This is a genomic window from Nonomuraea sp. ATR24, from assembly GCF_041950485.1.
Classification (GTDB): Bacteria; Actinomycetota; Actinomycetes; order Streptosporangiales; family Streptosporangiaceae; genus Nonomuraea; species Nonomuraea ceibae.
The window spans coordinates 353,407-375,983 of the sequence record NZ_JBGNUU010000005.1; the positions used below are offsets into that span (position 1 = coordinate 353,407).

The following is a 22,577-nucleotide window of genomic DNA, read 5'->3' on the forward strand; positions in this document are numbered from 1 at the left end:
CGCCATTTCCGCTCGATTCAGACTTTCAGGGATGAGCATGCCATGTGCGGATGTTCCCCGCGCGGCTCGGCATCCCAGTCGAGAGCAGACCGTGACCAGTCAAACTGGATTCGTTCTCAAAGTTGAATGATTCAGGTTTAGGGCATAGCCTGGGCCGCATGAGGGACGATGACCTGCTGCGTCAGGCCGGACTCCGCGTCACGGCGGCCCGCCTGGCGATCATGCACACCGTGCGCGCCGGCGACCATCTCGACGTGGACGCCGTCTGCCGCGGGGTGCGCGAGCGCGTGGGTCAGGTGTCCCTCCAGGCCGTCTACGACTCGCTGCACGCGATGCACGGGGCCGGTCTTCTGCGGAAGATCGAGCCGATGGGCAGCCCGGCCCGCTACGAGGCCAGGGTGGGCGACAACCACCATCACCTCGTGTGCCGGCAGTGCGGATCGGTCACGGACGTCGACTGCGTCGCGGGGGCCGCCCCCTGCCTCGACCCGGTCGACTCCGCCGGTTACGTCGTGGACGAAGCCGATGTCACGTTCTGGGGCGTGTGCCCGAGCTGTCAATGATGATGATTCCGGAGGATCACGCGATGCCGACCAGGCCTCTCACCACCGACGACGCGGGCGTTCCCGCGCCGAGCGACGACCATTCGCTCTCCGTCGGCGCGAACGGCCCCCTGCTTCTTCAGGACCACTACCTGATCCAGAAGATGGCGCACTTCAACCGTGAGCGCGTGCCCGAGCGCGTGGTCCACGCCAAGGGCGGCGGCGCGCACGGCCGGCTGCGGATCACCGAGGACGTCAGCCAGTTCACCCGCGCCGGGCTCTTCCAGAAGGGCAAGGAGACGCCGCTCTTCCTGCGCTTCTCCACCGTCGCCGGCGAGCTCGGCAGCGCCGACACCGCCCGCGACCCGCGCGGCTTCGCGATCAAGTTCTACACCGACGAGGGCAACTACGACATCGTCGGCAACAACACGCCGATCTTCTTCATCCGCGACCCGCAGAAGTTCTCCGACTTCATCCACAGCCAGAAGCGGCGCGCCGACAACCACCTGCACGACCACAACATGCAGTGGGACTTCTGGACCCTGCACCCCGAGTCGGCCCACCAGGTGTCGTTCCTCATGACCGACCGCGGCACGCCCGCCTCCTGGCGGCACATGCACGGCTTCGGCTCGCACACCTTCCTGTGGTACAACGCCGCGGGCGAGAAGTTCTGGGTCAAGTATCACTTCAAGACCGACCAGGGCATCCGCAACTTCACCGCCGCCGAGGCCGACGCGCTCGTCGCGACCGACCCCGACTACCACATCCGCGACCTGTACGACTCGATCAAGCGCGGCGACCACCCGTCGTGGACGGTCAACGTGCAGATCATGCCGTTCGAGGACGCCGCCGACTACCGGTTCAACCCGTTCGACCTGACCAAGGTGTGGCCGCACAGCGACTACCCCGAGATCACGATCGGCAGCTTCACCCTCGACCGCAACCCGGACAACTACTTCGCCGAGGTGGAGCAGGCGGGCTTCGAGCCGGCCAACCTGGTGCCGGGCATCGGCCCGTCGCCGGACAAGATGCTGCAGGGCCGCCTGTTCTCCTACCCCGACGCGCACCGCTACCGCATCGGGCCCAACTACCTGCAGCTTCCGGTCAACCAGCCGAAGTCGCCGGTCAACTCCTACAACTTCGACGGCCCGATGACGTTCCGGAACCCGCAGGACCCGGTCTACGCGCCCAACAGCTACGGCGGCCCGGCGGCCGACCCGTCGCTGTACGAGGGCTCGCACTACAGCGTCACCGGCGAGATCGTCCGCTCGGCCTACACCAAGCACGCCGAGGACGACGACTTCACCCAGCCGCGCGCGCTGTGGGAGAACGTGCTGTCCGACACCGACCGCGCCCACATGGTGTCCAACATCATCGGCCACGCCTCCAAGCCGGAGGTCACGGGCGAGATGAAGAAGCGGGTCGTGGACTACTGGACCAACGTCCACAAGGACCTCGGCCAGGGCGTCGCCCAGGGCCTCGGCCTGCTCTGACCTGACGGATCCGGCGGCGCGTCCCTCCCCGGAGGCACGCGCCGCTCCCGTGCGGGGGAAGTTCGCACTCGGGGAGCGGGGGCGCGGTACGAATGGCCGTGTCGCGGGTGATCTTGGGGCGGGTGCTGTGCCAGGATGTGGCTCCTGCGAACGGCCCTGCGGGTTGCTGCGACCAACACGCCAGGGCCGTTCGTCACGCTCCGGCCGTCAGGGCCTCCAGGTCGAACTCACCGTCGCGGACGCCGGCGGTGAAGGCCGCCCATTCGGCCGGGGTGAAGACCAGGATGGGGCCGTCCTGCTCCTTGCTGTCCCGCAGCGCGACGTTGCCGTCGGCCAGGGGGGCGACTTCGACGCAGCTGCTCGCGCCGTTGCAGAAGCTGCTCTTCTGCCATGCCGCCATCATGGGTTGGGTGCGCATTTTCTCCCCAAATGGGTAAAGGGGCGCCATTGCCCCTTGATGTTGTTCTTTTCGCTAGCCCCGCCACATCATGGCCTTGCGCTGGATGAGCACGCGTGATTCGTCCTCGTCAAGCGCCTGCGACCTGATGTGCTCGAAGGCGGTCTCGTAACCAGCCACCCGTTCGAGATCTTCGACGAAGTGTGCAGTATAGAGCTGCTCCAGGTAGACCACATCGTCGAACTCCGCGAACTTCAGGTGAATGAACGCCCCGGTGTTGACCGGATGGAGCGCGTCCATCGGCAGCACCTGGACACTCACGTGCGGCAGCAGGGACAGCTCCAGAAGGTGCTCCATCTGCTCCCGCATCACCGAGGGCTCGCCGAATCGGCGCATCAGGGCCGGCTCGTCGAGCACGAAGCGCATCTGGCAGGGATCCGCCCGGTGCATGACCAGCCGCTGACGGTCGAGGCGGGCCTCGACCCGGCTCCGGACACCGCTGTGCGTGATGCGCACGATGCCGCGGACGGCCAGGATGACCTCTCGCGCGTAGTCCTCGGTCTGTAGGAGGCCAGGCACGATCTGGGGTTCCCAGTTGCGCTGAAAAGTGGCCTCCGCCTCCAACCCGAGGAATCTTGTGTATTCCTCAGGCAGAGCGTCTTCGTAATCCTCCCACCACCCACGCTGGTCCGCGTCTCGCAACAAGCCGAAGAGTTCTTCAAGTTTGTCGCCGTCGGCACCGTAGAGCTTGGCCATCGCCTTGACGTCTTCGGTGCTGGGCATGGTCTTGGCCGCTTCGATGCGGCTGATCTTGCTGGGCGACCAGCCGAGCTCGTGGGCGGCCTTGGAGCCGGTCAAACTGCGCCGCTCGCGCAGGAGGCGCAGCTCCTGGCCGAGTCTCAGCCTGCGGACGGTGGGGCTGCCCTGCTTCGATGGCACCGTCGACTCTCCTTGCCGGGAATGAAGGTGTAGCCGGAAGGGATCGTTTCGAGCCCGCCGTTCTGGGCCGTTCTCTTAATCTTACACTGCAACTTGCACGAGTACTGCCGCGAGGCCTTGCCAGAAGGCTGACATGGGTAGAGCGTAGAGGCAAGCAACGCTCCTCAGGGGAAAGGAGCCGGGGGCCGTGTTCGCCGTGTTCGTCAACCCATTCCGCGCCTCTATACGCCCGCGCTTATTGCGTGCAAGTTGCATTGACCTGTGCACCGCAAGTCGTCGCACAATCTGCGAAGAAATTCCAATCTTTCTTGCGAAAGGTATTGCAGCAGGGCAGGGGCGGGAGGACGATCGTCCCAGGAAGGTTCACCTTCTCGCTGAAAGCGGCTCAGGCCGCCACACCGGCAACGTCGCCGTCCCGGATTCGAATCACCGCCCCAGGGAGGCCGCCTGCCGGAGGGATCTCGCACTCGCCTGAAGAATCGCCGCCGTCATCGCTCATCAGAGCACAGCGAATGCCGGACCGAGGCCAACGTACGCGCCCGCCGCATCAAGGGCTGCCACCCTGCGACGCGGCCGTCATCGGCCTGCAGTCCGGCGGAAAGAAGCCACCTCGAGTAATGCCGCGAAAGGGGTCTTCTATGTACTCACAAGGTACCAAGGGACTCGGTCGAATCAAGTCCCGGCTCCTGGAACACATCGCCTGGGCCGACAGGGAGATCTGCTGGGAGCCCGACGAGTTCGCCATGCGCAGGGGCTGGACCGTGACCAGGACCGGCTTCGGCGCCCGTCGCTACCGCGACCCACGCTTCGACCAGCTCAGGATCGCGCTCAAAGTGCCGGAGGAGGTGTCCTGACATGCCGAGGAACCCGCGCAACCAGATCTTCCCGGCCAACGAGGACCTGCCGGCCGCGCGCGGCGCGGGGCCGCTGGTGCGGCTCTGGCGCGCCCGCAGCGAGCTGCTGCTGGCCGCCGCGCTCGCGCTGTTCGCGCTGACCGTGCTGGGAGCCGCGCAGGAGGGCAGCTGGCTGCCGTTCATCCTGCTGACCAGCGCCGTCTCCATGCCGGCTGCCACGAGGGCCGGCCGGAGCTGGCTGACCGCGCACTTCTGGTGCGTGGTTTCCCGGCACCGGCTGCAGCGCACCTGCCTGGAGACCACCATGCACACCAGGGCGGGCCGGATCCCCCTGGTGCTGTGGATCACCCCGACCACCACAGGTGAGAAGGCGCTGATCCTGACCAGGGCCGGCATCAGCGCCGAGGAGTTCGGGGCGTACGCGGAGGAGATCGCCGCCGCCTGCTGGGCCAGGAGCGTCACTGTGCACCGGCACCGGGAGCGGGCCAACCTGGTGATCGTGGAGATCGTCCGGCGGGACGAGCTGCCGGGCGCCGTCTCCCCCGGGCTCGACCGGCTCTTCGGCCGCAGCGCGTGGGAAGCGCTCCGGCCCGGCCTCCGCGGCGACGTGCGCGAGGTGGAGGAGCCGCCCGATCTGAGCCGGCGGCTGGCGCTGCCGCAGCCGGGCTGAGGCTCCGGCGTCCGCCCGGGGCCAAGGGGCGGACGCCGGTACGAGGCCCCGGGGACCGCGGGGGCTCCGGGGCTTCCCAACACCCTCTGCACCGGACGAGCATGCGGAACGGGCCTTCCCCGCGGAGGGCGTACGGGTGAAGATGAGTTCAGATGACGAACTCAGGAGTGGCGATGACCTCGACCGTCCACCGGACCTGCCCGCTGTGCGAAGCCGTCTGCGGGCTCACGCTCACCCTCGACGACGGCGGCCGGGTCACGAGCGTGCGCGGCGACCGCGACGACCCCTTCAGCAAGGGCTTCATCTGCCCCAAGGGCGCCAGTCTCGGCAAGCTGGACGAGGACCCGGACCGGCTGAGCAGGCCGCTGATCCGCGAGGGCGACGTGTGGCGCGAGGCGGGCTGGGACGAGGCGTTCGCCGCCGTGAAGCAGGGTTTCGACCGGGTGGTGGCGGCGCACGGCCGCCAGGCGACGGGCGTCTACCTGGGCAATCCGAACGCGCACACGATGGCCGGGACGCTCTACGGCACGCCGCTGATCAAGGCGCTGGGCACCCGCAACGTGTTCTCCGCCAGCACCGCGGACCAGATGCCCAAGCACGTGGCCAGCGGGCTGATGTTCGGCCATCCGATGACCGTCGCGGTGCCGGACCTGGACCGCACCGGCTACCTGCTCATGCTGGGCGCCAACCCGCTGGAGTCCAACGGCTCGCTCTGCACCGCGCCCGACTTCCCCGGCCGGCTCAAGGCCCTGCGGGCCAGGGGCGGGCGGCTGGTCGTGGTCGATCCGCGCCGCACCAGGACCGCCGCGCTGGCCGACGAGCACGTGTTCGTCCGGCCGGGCTCCGACGCGTATCTGCTGGCCGGCATCGCCCACACGCTGTTCGCCGAGGGCCTGACGGACGTGCGGCAGCGGGTCGCCGGGCTGGCCGAGGCGCGCGACGCGGTCAAGCACTTCCCGCCCGAGGCCGTCTCCCGCCGCACCGGCGTGCCGGCCGAGGTGATCGTACGGCTGGCCAGGGAGCTGGCCTCGGCCCCGGCCGCGGCCGTCTACGCCAGGATCGGCACCTGCACGGCCGAGTTCGGCACCCTGGCGCAGTGGCTGGTGGACGTGCTGAACGTGCTCACCGGCAACCTCGACAGGCCGGGCGGCGCGATGTTCCCCAAGCCCGCCACGGGTTCGGCGGGCCGGCGCAGGACGTACACGGTGGGCCGGTGGCGGAGCCGGGTGCGGGGGCTGCCGGAGGCGAACGGCGAGCTGCCGGTGGCCACGCTCGCCGACGAGATCGAGACGCCGGGCGAGGGGCAGATCCGGTTCCTGGTCACGGTGGCGGGCAACCCGGTGCTGTCCGCACCGCACGGCTCCCGGCTGGACGAGGCGCTCGCCGGGCTCGACTTCATGGTGAGCGTGGACCCGTACCTGAACGAGACCACCCGGCACGCGCACGTCATCCTGCCGCCGCCGCGCGTGCTGCAGTCGGGGCACTACGACTTCGCGCTGCTGGGGTTCGCGGTGCGCAACTACGCGCGTTACTCGCCGCCGGCGCTGCCGCTGGACGGGCGGCCGTCCGAGGCGGAGATCCTGGCCAGGCTGACCATGATCGCCTCGGGGCTGGAGGGCGATCTGGACGAGTTCGTGATCGGGCAGACGCTGGCCAGGGCGGTCGGCACGCCGGGCTCCGGGGTCGAGGGGCGCGACGTGGCGGAGCTGCGGGCCGCGCTGGACGGCGACACGGGCGCGGAGCTGCGACTGGACCTCATGCTCAGGCTCGGGCCCTACGGCGAGTGGTCGGGCGAGGGGGACCTGTCGCTGCGCAAGCTGCTGGACCATCCGCACGGGCTGGATCTCGGGCCGCTGGAGCCGCGCCTGGACGAGCTGCTCAACACCGCGTCGGGGCTGGTCGAGCTGGCCCCGCCCGAGATTCTCGGGGACGTGGAGCGGCTGCGTGCCGGGCTGGAGTCGGAGCCGCCCGACCTGGTGCTGATCGGGCGGCGGCACCTGCGCTCCAACAACAGCTGGATGCACAACGTGAGCCCGCTGGTGGGCGGCAGCAACACGTGCACGCTGCAGATCAACCCGGCCGACGTGGCCCGGCTCGGGCTGGGCGACGAGGCCGAGGTGCGCTCGGCGACGGGCCGGCTGACGGTGACGCTGGAGCCGACCGACACGATCATGCCGGGGGTGGTGAGCCTGCCGCACGGCTGGGGGCACACGGCGGGCGGCCAGCGCGTGGCGGCCGAGCACGCCGGGGTCAGCGCCAACGTGCTGACCGACGCGTCCACCCTGGATATTCTGTCCGGTAACGCAGTGTTCAACGGAGTTCCGGTAAGTATTTTGCCAACTGGGGTGATCACCGCACATTAGGGTGTCGCGCGTGACTATCGCACCAGAAGAGGACCGCCTGAACACACAGATCGCCTTCGCCGTCGAGATCGACAAGTTGAAGCGGATCATCCGCCGCAACCTGCTCATGGACGGCTCCCGGCGGGAGAACGACGCAGAGCACTCCTGGTACGTGGCCACGCTAGCCATGGTCCTGGGCGAGCACGCCCCGCCCGGGACCGACCTGCAGCGCGTGACGGCGATGCTGCTCGTGCACGACCTGGTCGAGATCGACGCGGGTGACACGTTCATCTACGACCCCGTCGCGGTGGCCGCGCAGGCGGAGGCCGAGCGGCAGGCCGCCGACCGGATCTTCGCGCTGCTGCCCGGCGACCAGGGGGCGCGGCTGCGCGAGCTGTGGGACGAGTTCGAGGCCAGGGAGACGCCCGAGGCGAGGTTCGCCAAGGCGCTCGACAGGTTCGCGCCGATCCTGGCCAACCATCACACCGAGGGCGGCACCTGGCAGCTGTTCAAGGTGACCTCGGCGATGGTGCTGGAGAAGGTCCGGATCATCGAGGAAGGCGCGCCCACGCTGGGCGCGTACGCCCGCGAGCTGGTCGAGCTCTCCGTCGCCCGGGGCCACCTGCCCGAGTGATGCCGGTAAGGCTGGGGTAGGGGAATGTCGTGAAAGAGACAGTTCGGGCGAGACGTCGGCAGTTGCGGCGTTTCGTGGGGCCGATCGACCTGACCGATCGGCTCGAGAGGTCCAAGTCCATGGACAGGCCGATCAGAGGGCTGGCCAAGGCCGTGCGCGCGCGCATCCGCCCGGGGCTGTTGCGTGACCTGCTGCACGGGGTGCCGACGGGCAAACCCGTGCATCCCCCGCTGGCCACGGTCACGCTGGGCTGCTGGATGTCCGCCACCCTGCTCGACGCGGCGAAGGCCGATCCCCGGGCGGTGCGGCTGCTGCTGGCCACCGGGATCGCCACCTCCCTGCCGACGGCGGCGGCGGGCATGACCGACTGGTCGTCGCTGCACATCGAGCAGCAGCGCGTCGGCTTCATCCACATGCTGGCGAACGTGACCACGCTGGGCCTGTTCTCCGCCTCGCTGCTCGCCAGGATGCGCGGACGCGAGCAGGCCGGCCGGGCGCTGTCGTACGCCGGGCTCGGGATGGGGGCGCTGGGCGGCTATCTGGGCGGGCACCTGGCCTACCGGCTCGCCGCCGGGGCCAACCACGCCCCGCAGGTCACCCACCTGGTGCCGCTGGGCTGGCATGATCTGTGCCTGCTGACCGACCTCCCGGAGGGCAGGCCCGTCTCGCGGCGGCTGGGTTACATCGAGCTGTTCGTGCTGCGCCGCAACGACGCCGTCACCGTGCTGGTCGACCGGTGCCCGCATCTGGCCGGGCCGCTGCACCAGGGCAGGATCGTCATGGACGGCGACGAGCCGTGCGTGGTGTGCCCGTGGCACGGCAGCACGTTCCGGCTGGACGACGGCTCGGTGCGGCACGGGCCCGCGACGGCGCCCGCGCCGATGTTCGACAGCCGCGTACGCCGTGACGGCACCGTGCAGGTGCGGCCGAGCTTGACCTGAAGTCCACTTGGGGTTTTATCGTCGGCCGCATGATTCTGGTAACCGGTGCGACCGGCAACGTGGGCGGACATGTGGTGGCGCAACTCGCGGGAGCGGGCCTGCGGGTACGCGCTCTCGTGCGTGATCCTGGGCGGGCGGATCTGCCCGAGGGCGTGGAGGCGGTCAAGGGCGATCTCACCGCCCCGGAGACCCTGGCGCCGGCGCTCACCGGCGTGGAGAGCGTGTTCCTGGTGTGGCCCGGCTTCTCCGGCGAGGCGGCCAGGCCCGTGGTGGACCTCGTCGCCGCGCACGCCCGCCGCGTGGTCTACCTGTCGGCGAACGCCCCCGCCGGCACGCCCACCTTCCACGCCGACGTCGAGCGGCTGATCAGGGGCTCGGGGATCAACTGGACGTTCCTGCGGCCCGGCGGGTTCGCCGCCAACACGCTCGGCTGGGCCGACCAGATCAGGACCGGCGTCGTGCGCTGGCCGTACGGGCAGGCGTCCAGGTCGCTGATCCACGAGAAGGACATCGCGGCGGTCGCCGTGCACGTGCTGACCTCCGCCGGCCACAACGGGGCCGCCTACACGCTGAGCGGGCCGGCCAGGCTGACGCAGGCCGAGCAGGTGGCGGTCATCGGGCGGGCGGTCGGGCGCGAGGTGCGGTGGGAGGACCAGGAGCCGCAGGAGGCCCGCGAGGCGCTGCTGACGGCCTGGGGCGACGCCGCGTTCGTCGACGGCGCGCTGAAGGCGTGGGGGCGGCTGGTGGACGAGCCCGAGGAGGTCACGCCCACCGTGGAGCGGCTGATCGGCCGGCCGGCGCTGCCGTTCGAGCAGTGGGCGGCCGATCACGTGGCGGACTTCCGCTGACGCTACTGCTCGTCGGCGGGGTGCTCCACCAGGGCAAGGATGCGGCTGGACATGAACCGCGCCGTGCGGATGGCCGTGCCGCTGCGGGTGACCTCGCTCACCTCGACGAGCCCCCGCCGCGTGGCCACCTCCACCCGGCGGCCCGCCCGGGTGGCGGCGACCTCGTAGGTACGCGGGGTGCCGCCCGCGTCGATGACGATCTCCACCCGATCACCCTTCATGTACGGATTTATACCCACAAAGCCCGAAATTTATCCGTACACCAGTTTGACAATCGCCACGACTCCCACCACCACGATCACCCCGCGCAGCACCGGGGCCGGGATGCGGCGGCCCACCTTGGCACCCAGGAAGCCGCCCAGCATCGCGCCCAGCGCGACCGCCAGCACCGCCCACCAGTCGACCTCGGCGATCAGCGTGAACAGGACGGCGGCGGTGCCGTTCACGATCAGCGACAGCACGTTCTTGGCCGCGTTCACCCGTTGCAGGCCCTCGTCCAGGAACGCGCCGAGCAGCCCGATCAGCAGCACGCCCTGGGCCGCGCCGAAGTAGCCGCCGTACATGCCCGCGCCCAGCACGCCCAGCCAGAGCGCCATCCCGCCGTGCGGGTGCGCGTGCTCGCGCCGGGCCGCCAGCCAGCCGTTCAGCTTCGGCTGGAGCACCACCAGCACGCACGCCAGGCCGATGAGCACCGGCACGACGACCTTGAACACGTCCGGGTCCAGGTAGAGCAGCAGCACGCCGCCGGCCGCCGCGCCGACGGCGGACGCCACGCCCAGCCGCGCCAGCCTGGCCCGCTGCCCACGCAGCTCTGCACGGTAGCCGTAGGCGCCGGTGAACGAGCCGGGGACGAGCCCGACGTTGTTGGACACGTTCGCCACGATCGGGTCGATCCCGACCGCCACCAGCGTGGGGAACGTGATCAGCGACCCGGACCCGACGACCGCGTTGATCGCACCGGCCGCCACCCCGGCCGCCCACACGGCGACCACTTCCCACACTGTCACGCTGACCCTCCAGACCCGGCCGTTGGTGCCACCAGAGCCTAGAGGGGCGCCTTCCTGGGACAACGCCCGAGGGTGGGGCTCAGGCGGGCTTGTCGGGGTCGCGGGGGGAGAACAGGCCGCCCAGGCCCTCCAGCACCTTGCCCATCTCGGAGGGGACGATCCACAGCTTGTTCGCGTCGCCCTTGGCGATCTCCGGCAGGGTCTGCAGGTACTGGTAGGCGAGCAGGTGCTGGTCCGGGTTGCCCTCGTGGATGGCCTTGAACACCATGCCGATCGCGTCCGCCTGCCCCTTGGCCCGCATCGCCTCCGCCTCGGCCTCGGCCTGGGCGCGCAGCACGGCGGCCTCGGCGTCGCCGCGTGCCCGCAGGACGGCCGCCTGCTTGTCGCCCTCGGCGGCGAGGATGGCGGCCTGGCGCTGCCCTTCGGCGGTGAGCACGGCGGCGCGCTTGTCCCGGTCGGCCCGCATCTGCTTCTCCATCGAGTCCTGGATGGAGGCGGGCGGGTCGATGGCCTTGAGCTCGACCCGGTTGACCCGGATGCCCCACTTGCCGGTGGCCTCGTCGAGGGAGCCGCGCAGCTCGGTGTTGATCTCCTCGCGGGAGGTGAGCGTGCGTTCCAGGTCCATCCCGCCGACGACGTTGCGCAGGGTCGTGACGGTCAGCTGCTCGACGCCCACGAGGAAGTTGGCGATCTCGTACGTGGCGGCCCTGGGGTTGGTGACCTGGAAGTAGATGACGGTGTCGATGGAGACGACGAGGTTGTCGGAGGTGATCACCGGCTGCGGCGGGAACGAGACCACCTGCTCGCGCAGGTCGATCAGGTCCTTGATGCGGTCGATGAACGGCACCACCAGGTTGAGCCCCGGGGTCAGCGTGCGGTGGTAGCGGCCCAGGCGCTCGATGACGGCGGCCGTGGCCTGGGGGATGATGCGGATCGTCCGGGCGAGACCGAAGCCCACCACCGCGACCACGACGAGGGCGACGATGAGCTGCTGCGTGGTCATGGCGACGCTCCGAAGCCGATATAGCGCGACTCGGTTGATGATATTTGGTTTCGCCGTTCCGTGACCGTTTTGATCGATTCCGGTTGACCATACTTCGCGAGCCGAAGTATGGTCCTGCGTCATGGCTGAAGGATCACGTGGGCTCAGCGAGCCCGCGTACTTCGTGCTCGCGGCGCTGCTCGACGGCCCCAAGCACGGGCACGCGATCATCAAGACGGTCCTGGCGCTCTCCGAGCACCGGGTCAAGCTCCCCGTGGGCACGCTCTACGGCGCGCTGGACCGGCTGGCGGCCGGCGGCCTGGTCGTCCTGGACCGGGAGGAGACCGTCGACGGCCGCAGGCGCCGCTACTTCCGGCTCACCGAGGAAGGCGGCACGCAGCTCCGTGCCGAGGCCCTGCGCCTGCGCCAGGCGGCCTCGATCGTCATCGGGACGGTCCTGGCATGACGACGCTGGAACGCCAGTACCGGCTGCTGCTGCGCGCCTACCCGCACAACTACCGGTCCGACCACGGCGGCGAGCTGCTGGACGTGCTGCTGGAGAGCACCGAGCCGGGCCGCCGGCTGCCCCCGGCGCGGGAGGCGGTCGCCCTGCTCGTCGCCGGCGCCCGCACCCGGCTCACGCAGGCCGCCCGGGGACGCGCCTGGCCGGACGGGCTGCACCTGGGCGTCACCGTGCTCACCCTCATCCAGCTCGCGACGCTCGTCCCGTACGTGGGGCGCGTCCCGCTGTGGGTGGGCATCTCTGCCGCCGCCTTCCTGGCCGTGCTGCGCGGCCGGGTGCTGCTCGCGCTCCCCCTCGTCGCCGCCGCCGGGGTCAAGGTCTGGGGCATCACCCACGGCCGTCCGGTGCTGGACCACACGATCCTGCCCGTCTACGCCGATCCGCTCTGGGACGCCCCCGCGCTGTACGGCACCGGCGGCCCGATCGCCCCGGCCGTCTCGTACCTGGTGGCGGTCGCCGGGCTGGCGGTCCTGGCACTGCGGCGGGAGCCGGTGCGCGCCAGGTCGTGGGCCTGGGTGGCGGCGGCGCCGGTGCTCGCGGGCGCGGACCCCGCCTGGCTCGACGTGGGCGGCGGGCTGGGCGGCGGGTCCATGCCCGTCGTGGCCCGGGTGGCCCTGGAGTCCGCCCTGCTCGCGGGGGCTGCCTGGGCGGGCCGGCTCACGGGCGACCACCGGTGGGCGATCGCCGCCGGCGCCTACCTGCTGCCCGCCCTCGCGATCCTCTTCGAGAACCTGGCCGCGCAGACCCGCCAGGACGCCGTCCACTGGATCGTGCTCCTCACGCTGACCCTGGTCGCCGCCGCGATGCCGCATCGCGGGCGCCGTCACGCCGTGCTCTGACCCCCTCCACTCCCCCCGGCGGCGTCGCTCCCGCGACGCGCGCCCGGTTCGCCATGCCCTCGAACGCAAGGAGCTCACCGTGCACCGACGACTCGCCGCCGCCGCCCTGCTGACCCTGGCGCTCGCCGCCTGCGGAAGCACGCCCACCGCACAGCCGGAGGCGGCCCAGCCGTCGTCCCAGGACCGTCAGCGTCAGCTCCAGACCGTGCTGGCCGACTGCATGAAGCAGAAGGGCTTCGAGTACGTCCCCTACGTCCCCCCGGCCGCCACGGTGACCGACGAGGAACGCAGGCGGGACTCGGGCGACTACGAGGCCACGAAGGCGCACCGGGCCAAGTACGGCTTCGGCGTCTGGTCGAGCATCGTCTACCCGAACGGCCCCGGCACGATGCCCCGAGACGCGGGGCCCTCGAACCCCAACGACAAGATCGTCAGCTCGCTGTCGGAAACCCAGACCGGCGCCTACTACGCGGCCCTGGACCCCTGCTACTCCAAGGCGGCCAAGCAGGCCCTCGGCAAGGACGTGAAGAGCAAGATGGACCTGTTCAAGCAGGGCGCCCAGACGGTCAAGCGCAACGTGGCCCGCGAGATCGACGGCGACCCCGGCCTGGTGGACCTGGCCGCCGCCATGGGCGACTGCCTCAAGGGCAAGGGCTACGCGGTCGCCTCGGCCAAGCCCTCGGCCCTGGCCCGGCGGGGGCCTGACCGGTTCCAGGACGAGATGACCGAGATCGGCCGCGAGCAGCAGCCGGGCATGGCCGGGTCCAAGAACGAGAACGCGATCATCATCCCGGAGATGACCGCCGACCAGGCCAGGCCGCACCTGGACAAGGAGATCAAGGCGGCACTGGACGACCTGGAGTGCGGCAAGGACTTCTACGCGGCCTACCAGCCGAGGAAGACCGAGATCGACCGCCGCATGCTGGAGGAGTTCGCCCTGGAGCGGTCGTGACCCGGCGTCCCCGGCGGGTGCTGGGCGGCGTCCTGGCCGGCGTGCTCGTCATCGCGGGCGCCGGCTGGGCGGTGGGCTCCCGGCTGCGCTCCCCCGCCGACGAGGCCGCCGCCCGCCAGGCGCCCGCGCCGTCGCTGGTGACCGCGCCGGTGCGGCGGCAGAAGCTGACCAGCACCGTCGCGGTCAGCGGCACCCTGGAGTACGGCTCGCCGCTGCCCGTCACGCTCGCCGGGGCGGTCGGCGGCACGGCAGAGGCGCAGCGCGTCACCCGCGCCCCGCGTCCCGGCCGGCTCGCCGAGGGAGCGGTCCTGATGGAGGTCAACGGCCGGCCGGTGTTCGCGCTCGAAGGCAGGGTGCCGATGCACCGGACGATCGCCCCCGGCACCGAGGGCGCCGACGTCAGGCAGCTCCAGCGGGCGCTGCGGCGCTTCGGCCACGGCACGGCGGCCACCGGGGTGTTCGACGCGGCCACCGCCTCCGCCGTCCGGCGCTGGTACGCCAGGAAGGGCTACCGGGCCCAGGAACCCGACCTGACCGCCCGGCAGACGCTCGACCAGCTCCGCCAGGCCGTACAGACCGCCGAGGAGACGCTGCTGACCGACCGCAAGGCGCTGGAGGCGGGCCGCGAGGTGCGGCCGCTCAAGGTCGCGCTCGACCACGCCCGCCAGGATCTGGCCGAGGCCGAGAGCGCGCTCGCCGAGGCAGAGCAGGCGGAGACGACCCCCGCGGACGAGGGCAGGCTCGACGCCCTGCACCAGGCCGTACGCGCCGCCGAGGAGGAGCTGCTGGCCGCCCGCCAGGCGCTCGCCGCGGCCAAGCCCGAGGACGACAGGCGGCTGCTGGAGCTCAAGGCGGCCAACGCCGAGCGGGACCTGGAGTCGGCGCAGCGGGCCGTGGACCTCTTCCTGGAGGAGGCCGCGACCACCAGGGACGCGCGCCTGGCGGAGCTCCGCAAGGCCGTCAGGACCGCCGAGGAGGCCGTGCTCACCGCCGGCCAGGCGCTGAAGCGCGCCAAGGAGACCTCGCCGCTGCGCCTGAAGATCGCCAACGGGCGCCGGAACGTGGCGAGCGCGCGGGCCACACTGGCCGAGTACCGCAGGACGTACGGGGTCAGCGTCCCGCCCGGCGAGATCGTGTTCCTCCCGAAACTGCCCGCCCGGCTGCACAAGGCCGAGGCGCGGGCCGGCGAACGGGTCGAGGACGAGGTGGCCACCGTCACCAACACCGCGTTCATGGTCACCGGCTCCGTCGGCGAGGCCGAAGGCAGGCTGCTCAAGCCCGGCATGGCCGCGGTGGTCGAGCTGTCCGACGGCCGCACGTACCGGGCGCGGCTGACCGCCAAGGGCCCCGGCGCGCGGGTGGACAGGGCCGCGGACGCCGAGCCCGGCGTGGGCACGGTGCCCGTCCTCATCACGCCCGCCGCCGCGAAGGGCCTGCGCGCCGCCGTGGGCGCGCCGGTGACCGTGAAGATCTCCGTGGGCTCGACCAGGAGCGCGGTGCTGACCGTCCCCGTCACGGCGGTGGTCACCTCGGCCGACGGCCGGGCGCGGGTGCGCGTGGAGAGCGCCCCCGACCGCGCCCAGGACGTCGAGGTGCGCACCGGGCTCACCGCGCACGGAACCGTCCAGATCACCCCGGTACGGGCGGCCGCGCTCAAGGAGGGCGACCGGGTGGTGGTCAGCGATGGATGACCCGGTCATCCGGCTCACCGACGTCAGCCGGGAGTTCCCCGCCGACCCGCCCGTGCGGGCGCTGCACCGGGTGTCGCTGAGCGTGGCGAAGGGCGACTACGTGGCCGTCGTGGGCCCGTCGGGCTCCGGCAAGTCCACGCTGCTCAACACGCTGGGCCTGCTCGACCGGCCCACCTCGGGGTCGTACCGGCTGGACGGGATCGAGACGACCACGCTGAAGGACGGCGCGCGGACCCGGGTGCGCGGCAGCCGGATCGGCTTCGTGTTCCAGGCGTTCCACCTGCTCCCGCACCGGACCGTGCTGGAGAACGTGGCCCTGGCCGAGGTGTACGGCGGCGACCGGCGCAACCGGTGGCGGCGCGCCGAACGGGCGCTGGAGCGGGTGGGGATGACGCACCGCGCCGGGTTCATGCCCGGACGCCTGTCGGGCGGCGAGAGACAGCGCGCCGCCATCGCCCGCGCGCTCATGGGGCGGCCCTCGCTGCTGCTGTGCGACGAGCCCACCGGCAACCTCGACAGCCGCAACACCGCCCTGGTCCTCGACCTGCTCGACGAGCTGCGCGAGCAGGGGCACACGATCGTGGTCATCACCCACGAGGACGAGGTGAGCGCGCGTGCCGGACGGCGGGTGCGCATCACCGACGGCATCCTGACGGAGGAGTGAACGGGTGGATCCGCGCGATCTCTGGACGGAGGCCCTCGCCGGCGTGCTGGCCCGCCCGCTGCGCTCGGCCCTGACGACGCTCGGCACCGTGATCGGCATCGCCACGCTGGTCGTCACGCTGGGCGTCGCCGGCACGGCGGGCAACCAGATCGTCGGCCGGTTCGACGAGCTGAGCGCGACCGCGCTCACCGTCGAGGTGCCGCGGGACGACGACCCGCTGGTCACCTGGGAGGCCGCCGATGAGCTCACCCGGCTGCGCGGCGTCGCCGCCGTCACCGCGATCGCCCAGACGGAGGAGAGCTCCAACCTGACGGTGACCGCCAACGCCCTGGTGGACCCCACCCGGATCACCGGCCAGTCGCTCGCCGTCGTGGCCGCCACGCCGAGCCTGCCGCAGGCCGCCCGGGGCCGGATGGTCCGGGGCCGCTTCTTCGACGCCGGGCACGTGCGGCGCGGCGACCGCGTGGCCGTGCTCGGCGAGCAGGCTGCGCGGATGCTCGGCATCGGCGGCCTGGACGGACAGCCCGCGATCTTCGTCGGCGGCCGCCCCTACAGCGTCATCGGCGTCGTCGGCGACCTGAAACGGGAGCGCATCCTGACCGGCGCCGTCATCGTGCCGCCCACGGCCGGCGCCGAGTTCGGGCTGCGCGACGTCACCCGCGTGCTGGTCGCCACCGACCTCGGGGCCGCCGACCTGGTCGCCCGCCAGGCCCCGCTCGCGCTCAGCCCCGCCGACCACGCCCTGCTCCAGGTCGTCAAGCCGCCCAGCCCCGAGCGGGCCCGCGACGGCGTCCAGAACGACCTCAACGGCCTGTTCCTCATCCTCGGCCTGGTGTCGCTGGTGGTCGGCGCGGTCGGCATCGCCAACGTCACGCTCGTCACCGTGATGGAACGGGTGCCCGAGATCGGGCTGCGCCGGGCGCTCGGCGCTGCCCGCAGGCACGTCGCCGGCCAGTTCCTGCTGGAGTCGACGCTGGTCGGGCTGGCCGGCGGGGTGATCGGGACCAGCGTGGGCGTCGTCGCCGTCGTCGCCGTGTCGGCCGTCCAGCGCTGGACGCCGCTGCTCGACGTCCGCCTCGCCCTGGCCGCGCCGGTCGCGGGCGCGCTGGTCGGCCTGCTGGCCGGGCTCTACCCGGCGCTGCGGGCGGCCCGGCTGGAGCCGGTCGAGGCGCTGCGCTAGTACGGCCTGACGTACCAGCGGCCCTGGGCGCTGCGGTCGAGGGCGAGCGGCACGCCGAACGTCTGCGACAGGTTGTCGGCCGTCATCACGTGCTCCAGCGGCCCCTGAGCCACCACCGAGCCGTGACGCAGCAGCAGCCCGTGCGTGAACCCGGCCGGGATCTCCTCCACGTGATGCGTCACCAGCACCAGCGCGGGCGAGCGGTAGTCGCCCGCGAGCACCGACAGCCGCCGCACCAGGTCCTCCCGCCCGCCCACGTCGAGCCCGGCCGCCGGCTCGTCGAGCAGCAGCATCTCCGGGTCGGGCATGAGCGCGCGGGCGATCTGCACCCGCTTGCGCTCACCCTCCGACAACGAGGCGAACCGCCGCCGGATCAGGTGGGCGGCGCCCATCATGTCGATCAGCTCGACGGCCCGCGTGACGTCGTTGGAGTCGTACTCCTCCGTCCACCGCCCCAGCAGCGCGTAGGAGGCGGTGAGCACCAGGTCGATGACCTTCTCGTCCGGCGGGATGCGCTCGGCCAGCGCGGAGCTGGCCAGCCCGATGCGCGGGCGCAGGTCGAACACGTCGGCCACGCCGATGCGCTCCCCCAGCACCTCGGCCACCCCGTCGCTGGGATGCAGCAGCGTGGCCGCCACCTGCAGCAACGTCGTCTTCCCCGCCCCGTTCGGCCCGAGCACGACCCAGCGTTCGTCCTCCTCGACCGTCCAGTCGATGCCGCGTAGCAGGGTCGCCCCGTCGCGCCTGTAGGCGACATCCTGGAACCGCAGCACCTGACCACCCATCCCCGTTCCTCCTCCAGGAGTGACCCTTGGGACAAACCTATTGCAGGGCGAGCGCTTATCGTGGATCGGTGCACCCTGAATCGCCTGTCTGTGCCGCGCTCGTCGCCTGGGGGAACGCCTGGCTCGCCGGTCATGTCGGTCTTGACGAGGCCGTCGACCACGTCGAAGCCGTCGGCGGGCCCACCGTCGCCGGCGAGGTGCCGCTGCGCCGCTACCTGGCAAACCTGCGTGCCGACCGGCTCGCCGAGCTCCGCCTGGCGCTCCCGGCGCCCGGCGACCCGCTCGGGCTGTCCGGGCCGCCGTCGTTCAACTCCGCCGCGGTCGACGCCGGGCAGGCCGTCATCGCGGTGCTGCCCGACCGGTGTCTCGGCCTGGTCCCGTCGCTCGATCTGCGCGGGTCGTCCTATGTCGGCGTACGGCTGGACGTACAGGAAACCGGGCCCGCCCGACAGGACCTGCCGTCGGTGGCCGAGGCGGAGCGGGAGCTGTCGGAGGCCATGCGGTCGGCCACGCAGGCGCTCACGTCCGTCGGCGGGCCCGCGCAGAGCCGCCCCGAACACGTCGGGCAGGGCGGCGAGCTCGCCCCCGGCTATCCGGGGCGCGCCCACCGCGTGTCGGCGCTCGCCACGCGGCTCGGCGCGGTGCTGCGGCTGGCCGAGGAGCGCGGGCTCACCGCGGGCCAGCTCGCCGACGCCGGGGCCGCCCTGCGCGAGCTGGACCGCGCCGTGCGCCGCGCCGTCGTGGCCGCGCACCACGCGATCTTCGAGCCGGTCAGGAACGAGCAGGGACGCTGATCAGGTCAGGCCGTGCCGGACCGCGTAGAGCGCGGCCTGGGTCCGGTCCTGCACCCCCAGCTTCATCAGCACGTTCGACACGTGCGTCTTGACCGTCTTCTCCGCGACCGCCAGGCTGCGGGCGATCTCCCGGTTGGACCGGCCCGCCGCGATCAGCGCCAGCACCTCCCGCTCGCGCTCGGTCAGCGGCACCGACGTGGGCACGCCCGAGCCGCCGCCGTTGAGCATCGCCTCCGCCGCCTCCGGCGCCAGCAGCACCTGGCCCTCGTGCACGGCGCGCACGGCCTGCACGAGCGCGGTCGGGTCGACGTCCTTGTAGAGGAACCCCGACGCGCCCGCGCGCATCGCCGGCCCCACGTCGGACCGGTCGCTCACCGAGGTCAGCACCAGTACCCGGGTCGCCGAGCCGGTCAGCCTGCCGAGCGCGCCGAGGCCGTCGAGCACCGGCATCCTCAGGTCGAGCAGCAGCACGTCGGGCGCGAGCTCGCCGACCAGGGCGACGGCCTGCTCCCCGTCGGCCGCCTCGCCCACCACCGTGATGTCGTCCTGCAGGTCGAGGAAGGTGCGCAGGCCCTGCCGCACCACCGGATGGTCGTCGGCGATCAGCACCCGGATCACACGTCCACCTCCACGCGTACGGTCGTCCCACGGCCAGGGGCGGACTCGACGCTCATCCGCCCGCCCACCGACTCGGCCCTGTCACGCATCGACACCAGGCCGAGCCCCCGGGTCTCGCCGTGCTCGAAACCGCTGCCGTTGTCGTGCACGGTCAGCACCAGCCTGCCGCCCTCGTGCGACAGCTTGGCGGCCACCTCGGAGGCGCCGGAGTGCCTGAGCGCGTTGTGCAGCGCCTCCTGCGCCACCCGCAGCACCACCACCTCCGACTCCGAGCCCAGCGGCGGCACCTCGGCGCACTCGTAGCTGACCGAGGCCGGGTGCAGCCGGTCGAGCATGCGCACGTGCTTGCGCAGCGTCTCCGACAGCCCGTGCCGGTCGAGCTCCGCCGGGCGCAGCTCCACGATCACCGCGCGCAGCTCCGCCAGCGCCTCGCCGGCCAGCCGCTGCACCCGCTCCAGCTCGGCGGCGGCCTTGTCCGGCGCGCTCTCCACCAGCGCGGCGGCGGCCTGCGCGGTGAGCCGGAGCGAGAACAGCTTCTGCGTGACGGCGTCGTGCAGCTCGCGCGCCATCCGGTTGCGCTCCTCCAGCATGGCCAGCTCGCGGCCCCGCTCGTACAGCCGCGCGTTGGTCAGCGCGATGGCGGCGTGCGCGGCGAACAGCGTCAGCAGCTCCTGGTCGGCCTGGGTGAAACCGCCGGGCGTGCGCTTGTTGGCCAGGAAGATGATGCCGAGCGTCTGGCGGCCGTCGAGGATGGGGACCCCGAGGAAGTCCTTCATCACCGGATGCGCCTTCGGCCAGTATTCGAACCGCTCGTCCTCGCGCAGGTCGGGCAGCCGGACCGGGACCCCGTCGCGGAGCATCGCGCCGAGCATGCCATGCTGGCGGGGCAGCGGGCCGATCGCGTCCCACTGCTTGTCGGTGATGCCCTCGGCGACGAACTCGGCGAACGAGCCGTCGTCATCGGGCACGCCGAGAGCCGCGTAGCGGGCGTCCAGCAGCCGCTGCGCCGAGCGCACGATGACCTGCAGCACCTCCCGCACCGACAGGTGCCGGGTGACCGCGAGCACGGCGGAGCTCACCGCCTGCAGGATCTCGTCTCGGTCCGCCGTCACGCGGTCCACTCTAAGGTCCTAGGACGAAGTGCCCAGCCGCGGGCGGGGCCAGCGACCGATGTGCCCGCGTCCGCCGGTTCCTACCGTCGAGTCATGACGAACACCGCACTCATCACCGGCGCCTCCCGCGGTCTCGGCCTCGCCCTGGCCAGGTCCCTGGCGGGCGCCGGCTGGAACCTCGTGCTCACCGCCAGAGGAGCGGCCGACCTCGACCGGGCCGCCGCCGAGCTGGGCGCCACCGCGCTGCCCGGCGACGTGCGCGATCCCGCCCACGTCGCCCGCCTCGCGGCGGCCGTACCCGAGCTGGACCTGCTGGTGAACAACGCCAGCGGGCTCGGCGCGACCCCGCTGCCGCCGCTGGCCGCGTATCCGCTGGCCGAGTTCAGGGAGCTGCTGGAGACGAACGTGACCGCGCCCCTGGCGCTCGTCCAGGCCACGCTGCCCGCGCTGCGCGCCCGGCGCGGCGCCGTCGTGAACGTCTCCTCCGACGCCGCCACCGGCGCCTACCCGGGCTGGGGCGGCTACGGCGCCACGAAGGCCGCGCTCGACCAGCTCTCCAACGTGCTCGCCGCCGAGGAGCCCGGCCTGGCCGTCTGGTGGGTCGACCCCGGCGAGATGAACACCCGCATGCTGGCCGACGCCGTGGGCGCCGACGAGGCCGCCGCCGCGGGCGACCCCGCCAAGGTCGCCGCCACGCTGCACGACCTGATCAGGACCCGGCCCGCGAGCGGCAGGGTGAGCCTGCAATGAGCACGGCACTCGACTTCGCGCTCCCGCCCGCGCTGTCCGCCCACGAGCCGCCCGAGGCGCGCGGGCTGACCAGGGACGGGGTGCGGCTGCTGGTCTCCCCCGGCGCGGGCGAGCCCCTGCACCGGCGCTTCACCGACCTGCCCGGCCTGCTCTCTCCCGGCGACCTGATCGTGGTCAACAACTCCGCGACCCTGCCGGCCGCCGTCCGGCTGGACCGGCTCGCGGTGCACTTCTCCACCGCCCGCGACGACGGCACCTGGCTGGTCGAGCTGCGCCGCCGTACGTCCACCGCGTCGGAGCCGTACCTGGGCGGCGAGGCAGGCGAGTGGCTGCCGCTGCCGGGACGCGCCACGCTGCGGCTGCTCGGCCGGGAGACGCCGCGCCTGTGGCGGGCCTCCCTCGACCGCGACGTGCCCGCCTACCTGCGCGAGCACGGCGCCCCCATCCGCTACTCGTACGTGGAGCGCGACTGGCCGCTGGACGCCTACCAGACCGTGTTCGCGACCGTGCCGGGCAGCGCCGAGATGCCCAGCGCCGGGCGGCCGTTCTCCGCCGAGCTGGTGACCGCGCTGGTGGCCGGCGGCATCGGCATCGCGCCCATCACCCTGCACACCGGCGTGGCCTCACCCGAGAAGGACGAGCCCCCGTACGCCGAGCGCTACGAGGTGCCCGAGTCCACCGCCCGGCTGGTCAACCTGGCCAGGCGGAGCGGCGGCCGGGTGGTGGCGGCGGGCACGACCGTGGTGCGCGCGCTGGAGACCGCCGCGGGCGCCGACGGGCGGGTGTCGGCCTCGACCGGCTGGACCACCCGCGTCGTCACGCCCGACGACGGCGTCCGCGCGGTCACCGGGCTGATCACCGGCCTGCACGAGCCGCGCTCCAGCCACCTGCAGATGCTCACCGCCATCGCCGGCGAGGAGCCGCTCAGGCGGGCCTACGAGGCGGCGATACGGGAGCGGTACCTGTGGCACGAGTTCGGCGACACCCACCTGATCCTCTCGGCATAGGAGGGCACCTGGT

Annotated in this window: 25 protein-coding genes; 17 read left to right on the forward strand and 8 right to left on the reverse strand. The window is 72.2% G+C overall.

What is annotated here, in order from left to right; all coding sequences use genetic code 11:
- Positions 1–158 precede the first annotated feature (158 nt).
- Together ACBI99_RS15945 and ACBI99_RS15950 are read left to right on the forward strand one after the other, a co-directional pair.
- Positions 159–563, forward strand: a complete 405-nt coding sequence (locus ACBI99_RS15945; RefSeq protein ID WP_219509579.1) for a Fur family transcriptional regulator — start codon at positions 159–161, stop codon at positions 561–563.
- 23 nt (positions 564–586) lie between these two features.
- Entirely contained in the window at positions 587–2,035 is a 1,449-nt protein-coding gene (locus tag ACBI99_RS15950; RefSeq protein ID WP_219509578.1) for a catalase, read from the forward strand.
- Positions 2,036–2,228: 193 nt separating this feature from the next.
- On the opposite strand, the gene ACBI99_RS15955 is transcribed toward ACBI99_RS15950, so the two are convergent.
- Positions 2,229–2,453, reverse strand: a complete 225-nt coding sequence (locus tag ACBI99_RS15955; RefSeq protein ID WP_219509577.1) for a DUF397 domain-containing protein — start codon at positions 2,451–2,453, stop codon at positions 2,229–2,231.
- A gap of 54 nt (positions 2,454–2,507) precedes the next feature.
- On the reverse strand, positions 2,508–3,371 hold the full coding sequence (locus ACBI99_RS15960) for a helix-turn-helix transcriptional regulator (RefSeq protein ID WP_219509576.1): 864 nt from the start codon (positions 3,369–3,371) through the stop codon (positions 2,508–2,510).
- Between the two features lie 638 nt (positions 3,372–4,009).
- Between ACBI99_RS15960 and ACBI99_RS15965 the strand changes: the two genes are divergently transcribed.
- The 6 genes from ACBI99_RS15965 to ACBI99_RS15990 all read left to right on the forward strand — a co-directional run bounded on the left by ACBI99_RS15965 (position 4,010) and on the right by ACBI99_RS15990 (position 9,660).
- Positions 4,010–4,225, forward strand: a complete 216-nt coding sequence (locus tag ACBI99_RS15965; protein ID WP_219509575.1) for a hypothetical protein — start codon at positions 4,010–4,012, stop codon at positions 4,223–4,225.
- A gap of 1 nt (position 4,226) precedes the next feature.
- Positions 4,227–4,895 (forward strand): hypothetical protein, encoded by a 669-nt coding sequence (locus ACBI99_RS15970; RefSeq protein ID WP_219509574.1) that lies wholly within the window; start codon positions 4,227–4,229, stop codon positions 4,893–4,895.
- Between the two features lie 152 nt (positions 4,896–5,047).
- Positions 5,048–7,258 carry a molybdopterin-dependent oxidoreductase gene (locus tag ACBI99_RS15975; protein WP_375072589.1) on the forward strand — a complete coding sequence of 737 codons (2,211 nt, stop codon included), beginning with the start codon at positions 5,048–5,050 and terminating at the stop codon, positions 7,256–7,258.
- Position 7,259: 1 nt separating this feature from the next.
- Entirely contained in the window at positions 7,260–7,871 is a 612-nt protein-coding gene (locus tag ACBI99_RS15980; protein WP_219509573.1) for an HD domain-containing protein, read from the forward strand.
- A gap of 119 nt (positions 7,872–7,990) precedes the next feature.
- Entirely contained in the window at positions 7,991–8,812 is an 822-nt protein-coding gene (locus ACBI99_RS15985; RefSeq protein ID WP_219509572.1) for a Rieske 2Fe-2S domain-containing protein, read from the forward strand.
- Between the two features lie 29 nt (positions 8,813–8,841).
- Positions 8,842–9,660: an NAD(P)H-binding protein gene (locus tag ACBI99_RS15990; protein WP_375072590.1), complete on the forward strand. Its 819-nt coding sequence runs from the start codon at positions 8,842–8,844 to the stop codon at positions 9,658–9,660.
- Between the two features lie 2 nt (positions 9,661–9,662).
- On the opposite strand, the gene ACBI99_RS15995 is transcribed toward ACBI99_RS15990, so the two are convergent.
- The 3 genes from ACBI99_RS15995 to ACBI99_RS16005 all read right to left on the reverse strand — a co-directional run bounded on the left by ACBI99_RS15995 (position 9,663) and on the right by ACBI99_RS16005 (position 11,670).
- Entirely contained in the window at positions 9,663–9,881 is a 219-nt protein-coding gene (locus ACBI99_RS15995; RefSeq protein WP_357584728.1) for a hypothetical protein, read from the reverse strand.
- Between the two features lie 30 nt (positions 9,882–9,911).
- Positions 9,912–10,667, reverse strand: coding sequence for a sulfite exporter TauE/SafE family protein (locus tag ACBI99_RS16000; protein ID WP_219509569.1), 756 nt, complete (start codon positions 10,665–10,667; stop codon positions 9,912–9,914).
- A 79-nt stretch (positions 10,668–10,746) separates the two neighbouring features.
- Entirely contained in the window at positions 10,747–11,670 is a 924-nt protein-coding gene (locus ACBI99_RS16005) for an SPFH domain-containing protein (protein WP_357584730.1), read from the reverse strand.
- A gap of 121 nt (positions 11,671–11,791) precedes the next feature.
- On the opposite strand from ACBI99_RS16005, the gene ACBI99_RS16010 reads away from it, so the two are divergent.
- The 6 genes from ACBI99_RS16010 to ACBI99_RS16035 all read left to right on the forward strand — a co-directional run bounded on the left by ACBI99_RS16010 (position 11,792) and on the right by ACBI99_RS16035 (position 17,498).
- On the forward strand, positions 11,792–12,115 hold the full coding sequence (locus ACBI99_RS16010) for a PadR family transcriptional regulator (RefSeq protein WP_375072591.1): 324 nt from the start codon (positions 11,792–11,794) through the stop codon (positions 12,113–12,115).
- Positions 12,112–13,011, forward strand: coding sequence for a hypothetical protein (locus ACBI99_RS16015; RefSeq protein ID WP_375072592.1), 900 nt, complete (start codon positions 12,112–12,114; stop codon positions 13,009–13,011). The genes ACBI99_RS16010 and ACBI99_RS16015 overlap by 4 nt, the downstream gene beginning before the upstream one ends.
- 79 nt (positions 13,012–13,090) lie before the next feature.
- The gene (locus ACBI99_RS16020; protein ID WP_375072593.1) at positions 13,091–13,963 is read left to right on the forward strand and encodes a hypothetical protein; all 873 of its coding nucleotides are present in this window, start codon (positions 13,091–13,093) and stop codon (positions 13,961–13,963) included.
- Entirely contained in the window at positions 13,960–15,654 is a 1,695-nt protein-coding gene (locus tag ACBI99_RS16025; protein WP_375072594.1) for a peptidoglycan-binding protein, read from the forward strand. The genes ACBI99_RS16020 and ACBI99_RS16025 overlap by 4 nt, the downstream gene beginning before the upstream one ends.
- The gene (locus ACBI99_RS16030; RefSeq protein WP_219509564.1) at positions 15,647–16,318 is read left to right on the forward strand and encodes an ABC transporter ATP-binding protein; all 672 of its coding nucleotides are present in this window, start codon (positions 15,647–15,649) and stop codon (positions 16,316–16,318) included. Before ACBI99_RS16025 ends, ACBI99_RS16030 begins: the two co-directional genes overlap by 8 nt.
- Before the next feature lie 4 nt (positions 16,319–16,322).
- On the forward strand, positions 16,323–17,498 hold the full coding sequence (locus ACBI99_RS16035) for an ABC transporter permease (protein ID WP_219509563.1): 1,176 nt from the start codon (positions 16,323–16,325) through the stop codon (positions 17,496–17,498).
- On the opposite strand, the gene ACBI99_RS16040 is transcribed toward ACBI99_RS16035, so the two are convergent.
- Positions 17,495–18,283, reverse strand: coding sequence for an ABC transporter ATP-binding protein (locus ACBI99_RS16040; protein WP_219509562.1), 789 nt, complete (start codon positions 18,281–18,283; stop codon positions 17,495–17,497). The two genes, ACBI99_RS16035 and ACBI99_RS16040, sit on opposite strands and share 4 nt — an antisense overlap.
- 68 nt (positions 18,284–18,351) lie before the next feature.
- Between ACBI99_RS16040 and ACBI99_RS16045 the strand changes: the two genes are divergently transcribed.
- Complete coding sequence (locus tag ACBI99_RS16045) at positions 18,352–19,077, forward strand: hypothetical protein (RefSeq protein WP_219509561.1); 726 nt, start codon at positions 18,352–18,354, stop codon at positions 19,075–19,077.
- Here the strand turns inward: ACBI99_RS16045 and ACBI99_RS16050 are convergent, their stop codons facing one another.
- Positions 19,078–19,695 carry a response regulator transcription factor gene (locus ACBI99_RS16050; RefSeq protein ID WP_219509560.1) on the reverse strand — a complete coding sequence of 206 codons (618 nt, stop codon included), beginning with the start codon at positions 19,693–19,695 and terminating at the stop codon, positions 19,078–19,080.
- A complete protein-coding gene (locus ACBI99_RS16055; protein ID WP_308125972.1) occupies positions 19,692–20,807 on the reverse strand; it encodes a GAF domain-containing sensor histidine kinase in 1,116 nt (371 codons plus the stop codon). Before ACBI99_RS16055 ends, ACBI99_RS16050 begins: the two co-directional genes overlap by 4 nt.
- Before the next feature lie 93 nt (positions 20,808–20,900).
- Between ACBI99_RS16055 and ACBI99_RS16060 the strand changes: the two genes are divergently transcribed.
- A complete protein-coding gene (locus tag ACBI99_RS16060) occupies positions 20,901–21,557 on the forward strand; it encodes an SDR family oxidoreductase (RefSeq protein WP_375072595.1) in 657 nt (218 codons plus the stop codon).
- Positions 21,554–22,564, forward strand: coding sequence for an S-adenosylmethionine:tRNA ribosyltransferase-isomerase (locus ACBI99_RS16065; RefSeq protein WP_219509557.1), 1,011 nt, complete (start codon positions 21,554–21,556; stop codon positions 22,562–22,564). The genes ACBI99_RS16060 and ACBI99_RS16065 overlap by 4 nt, the downstream gene beginning before the upstream one ends.
- Positions 22,565–22,577: the final 13 nt, after the last annotated feature.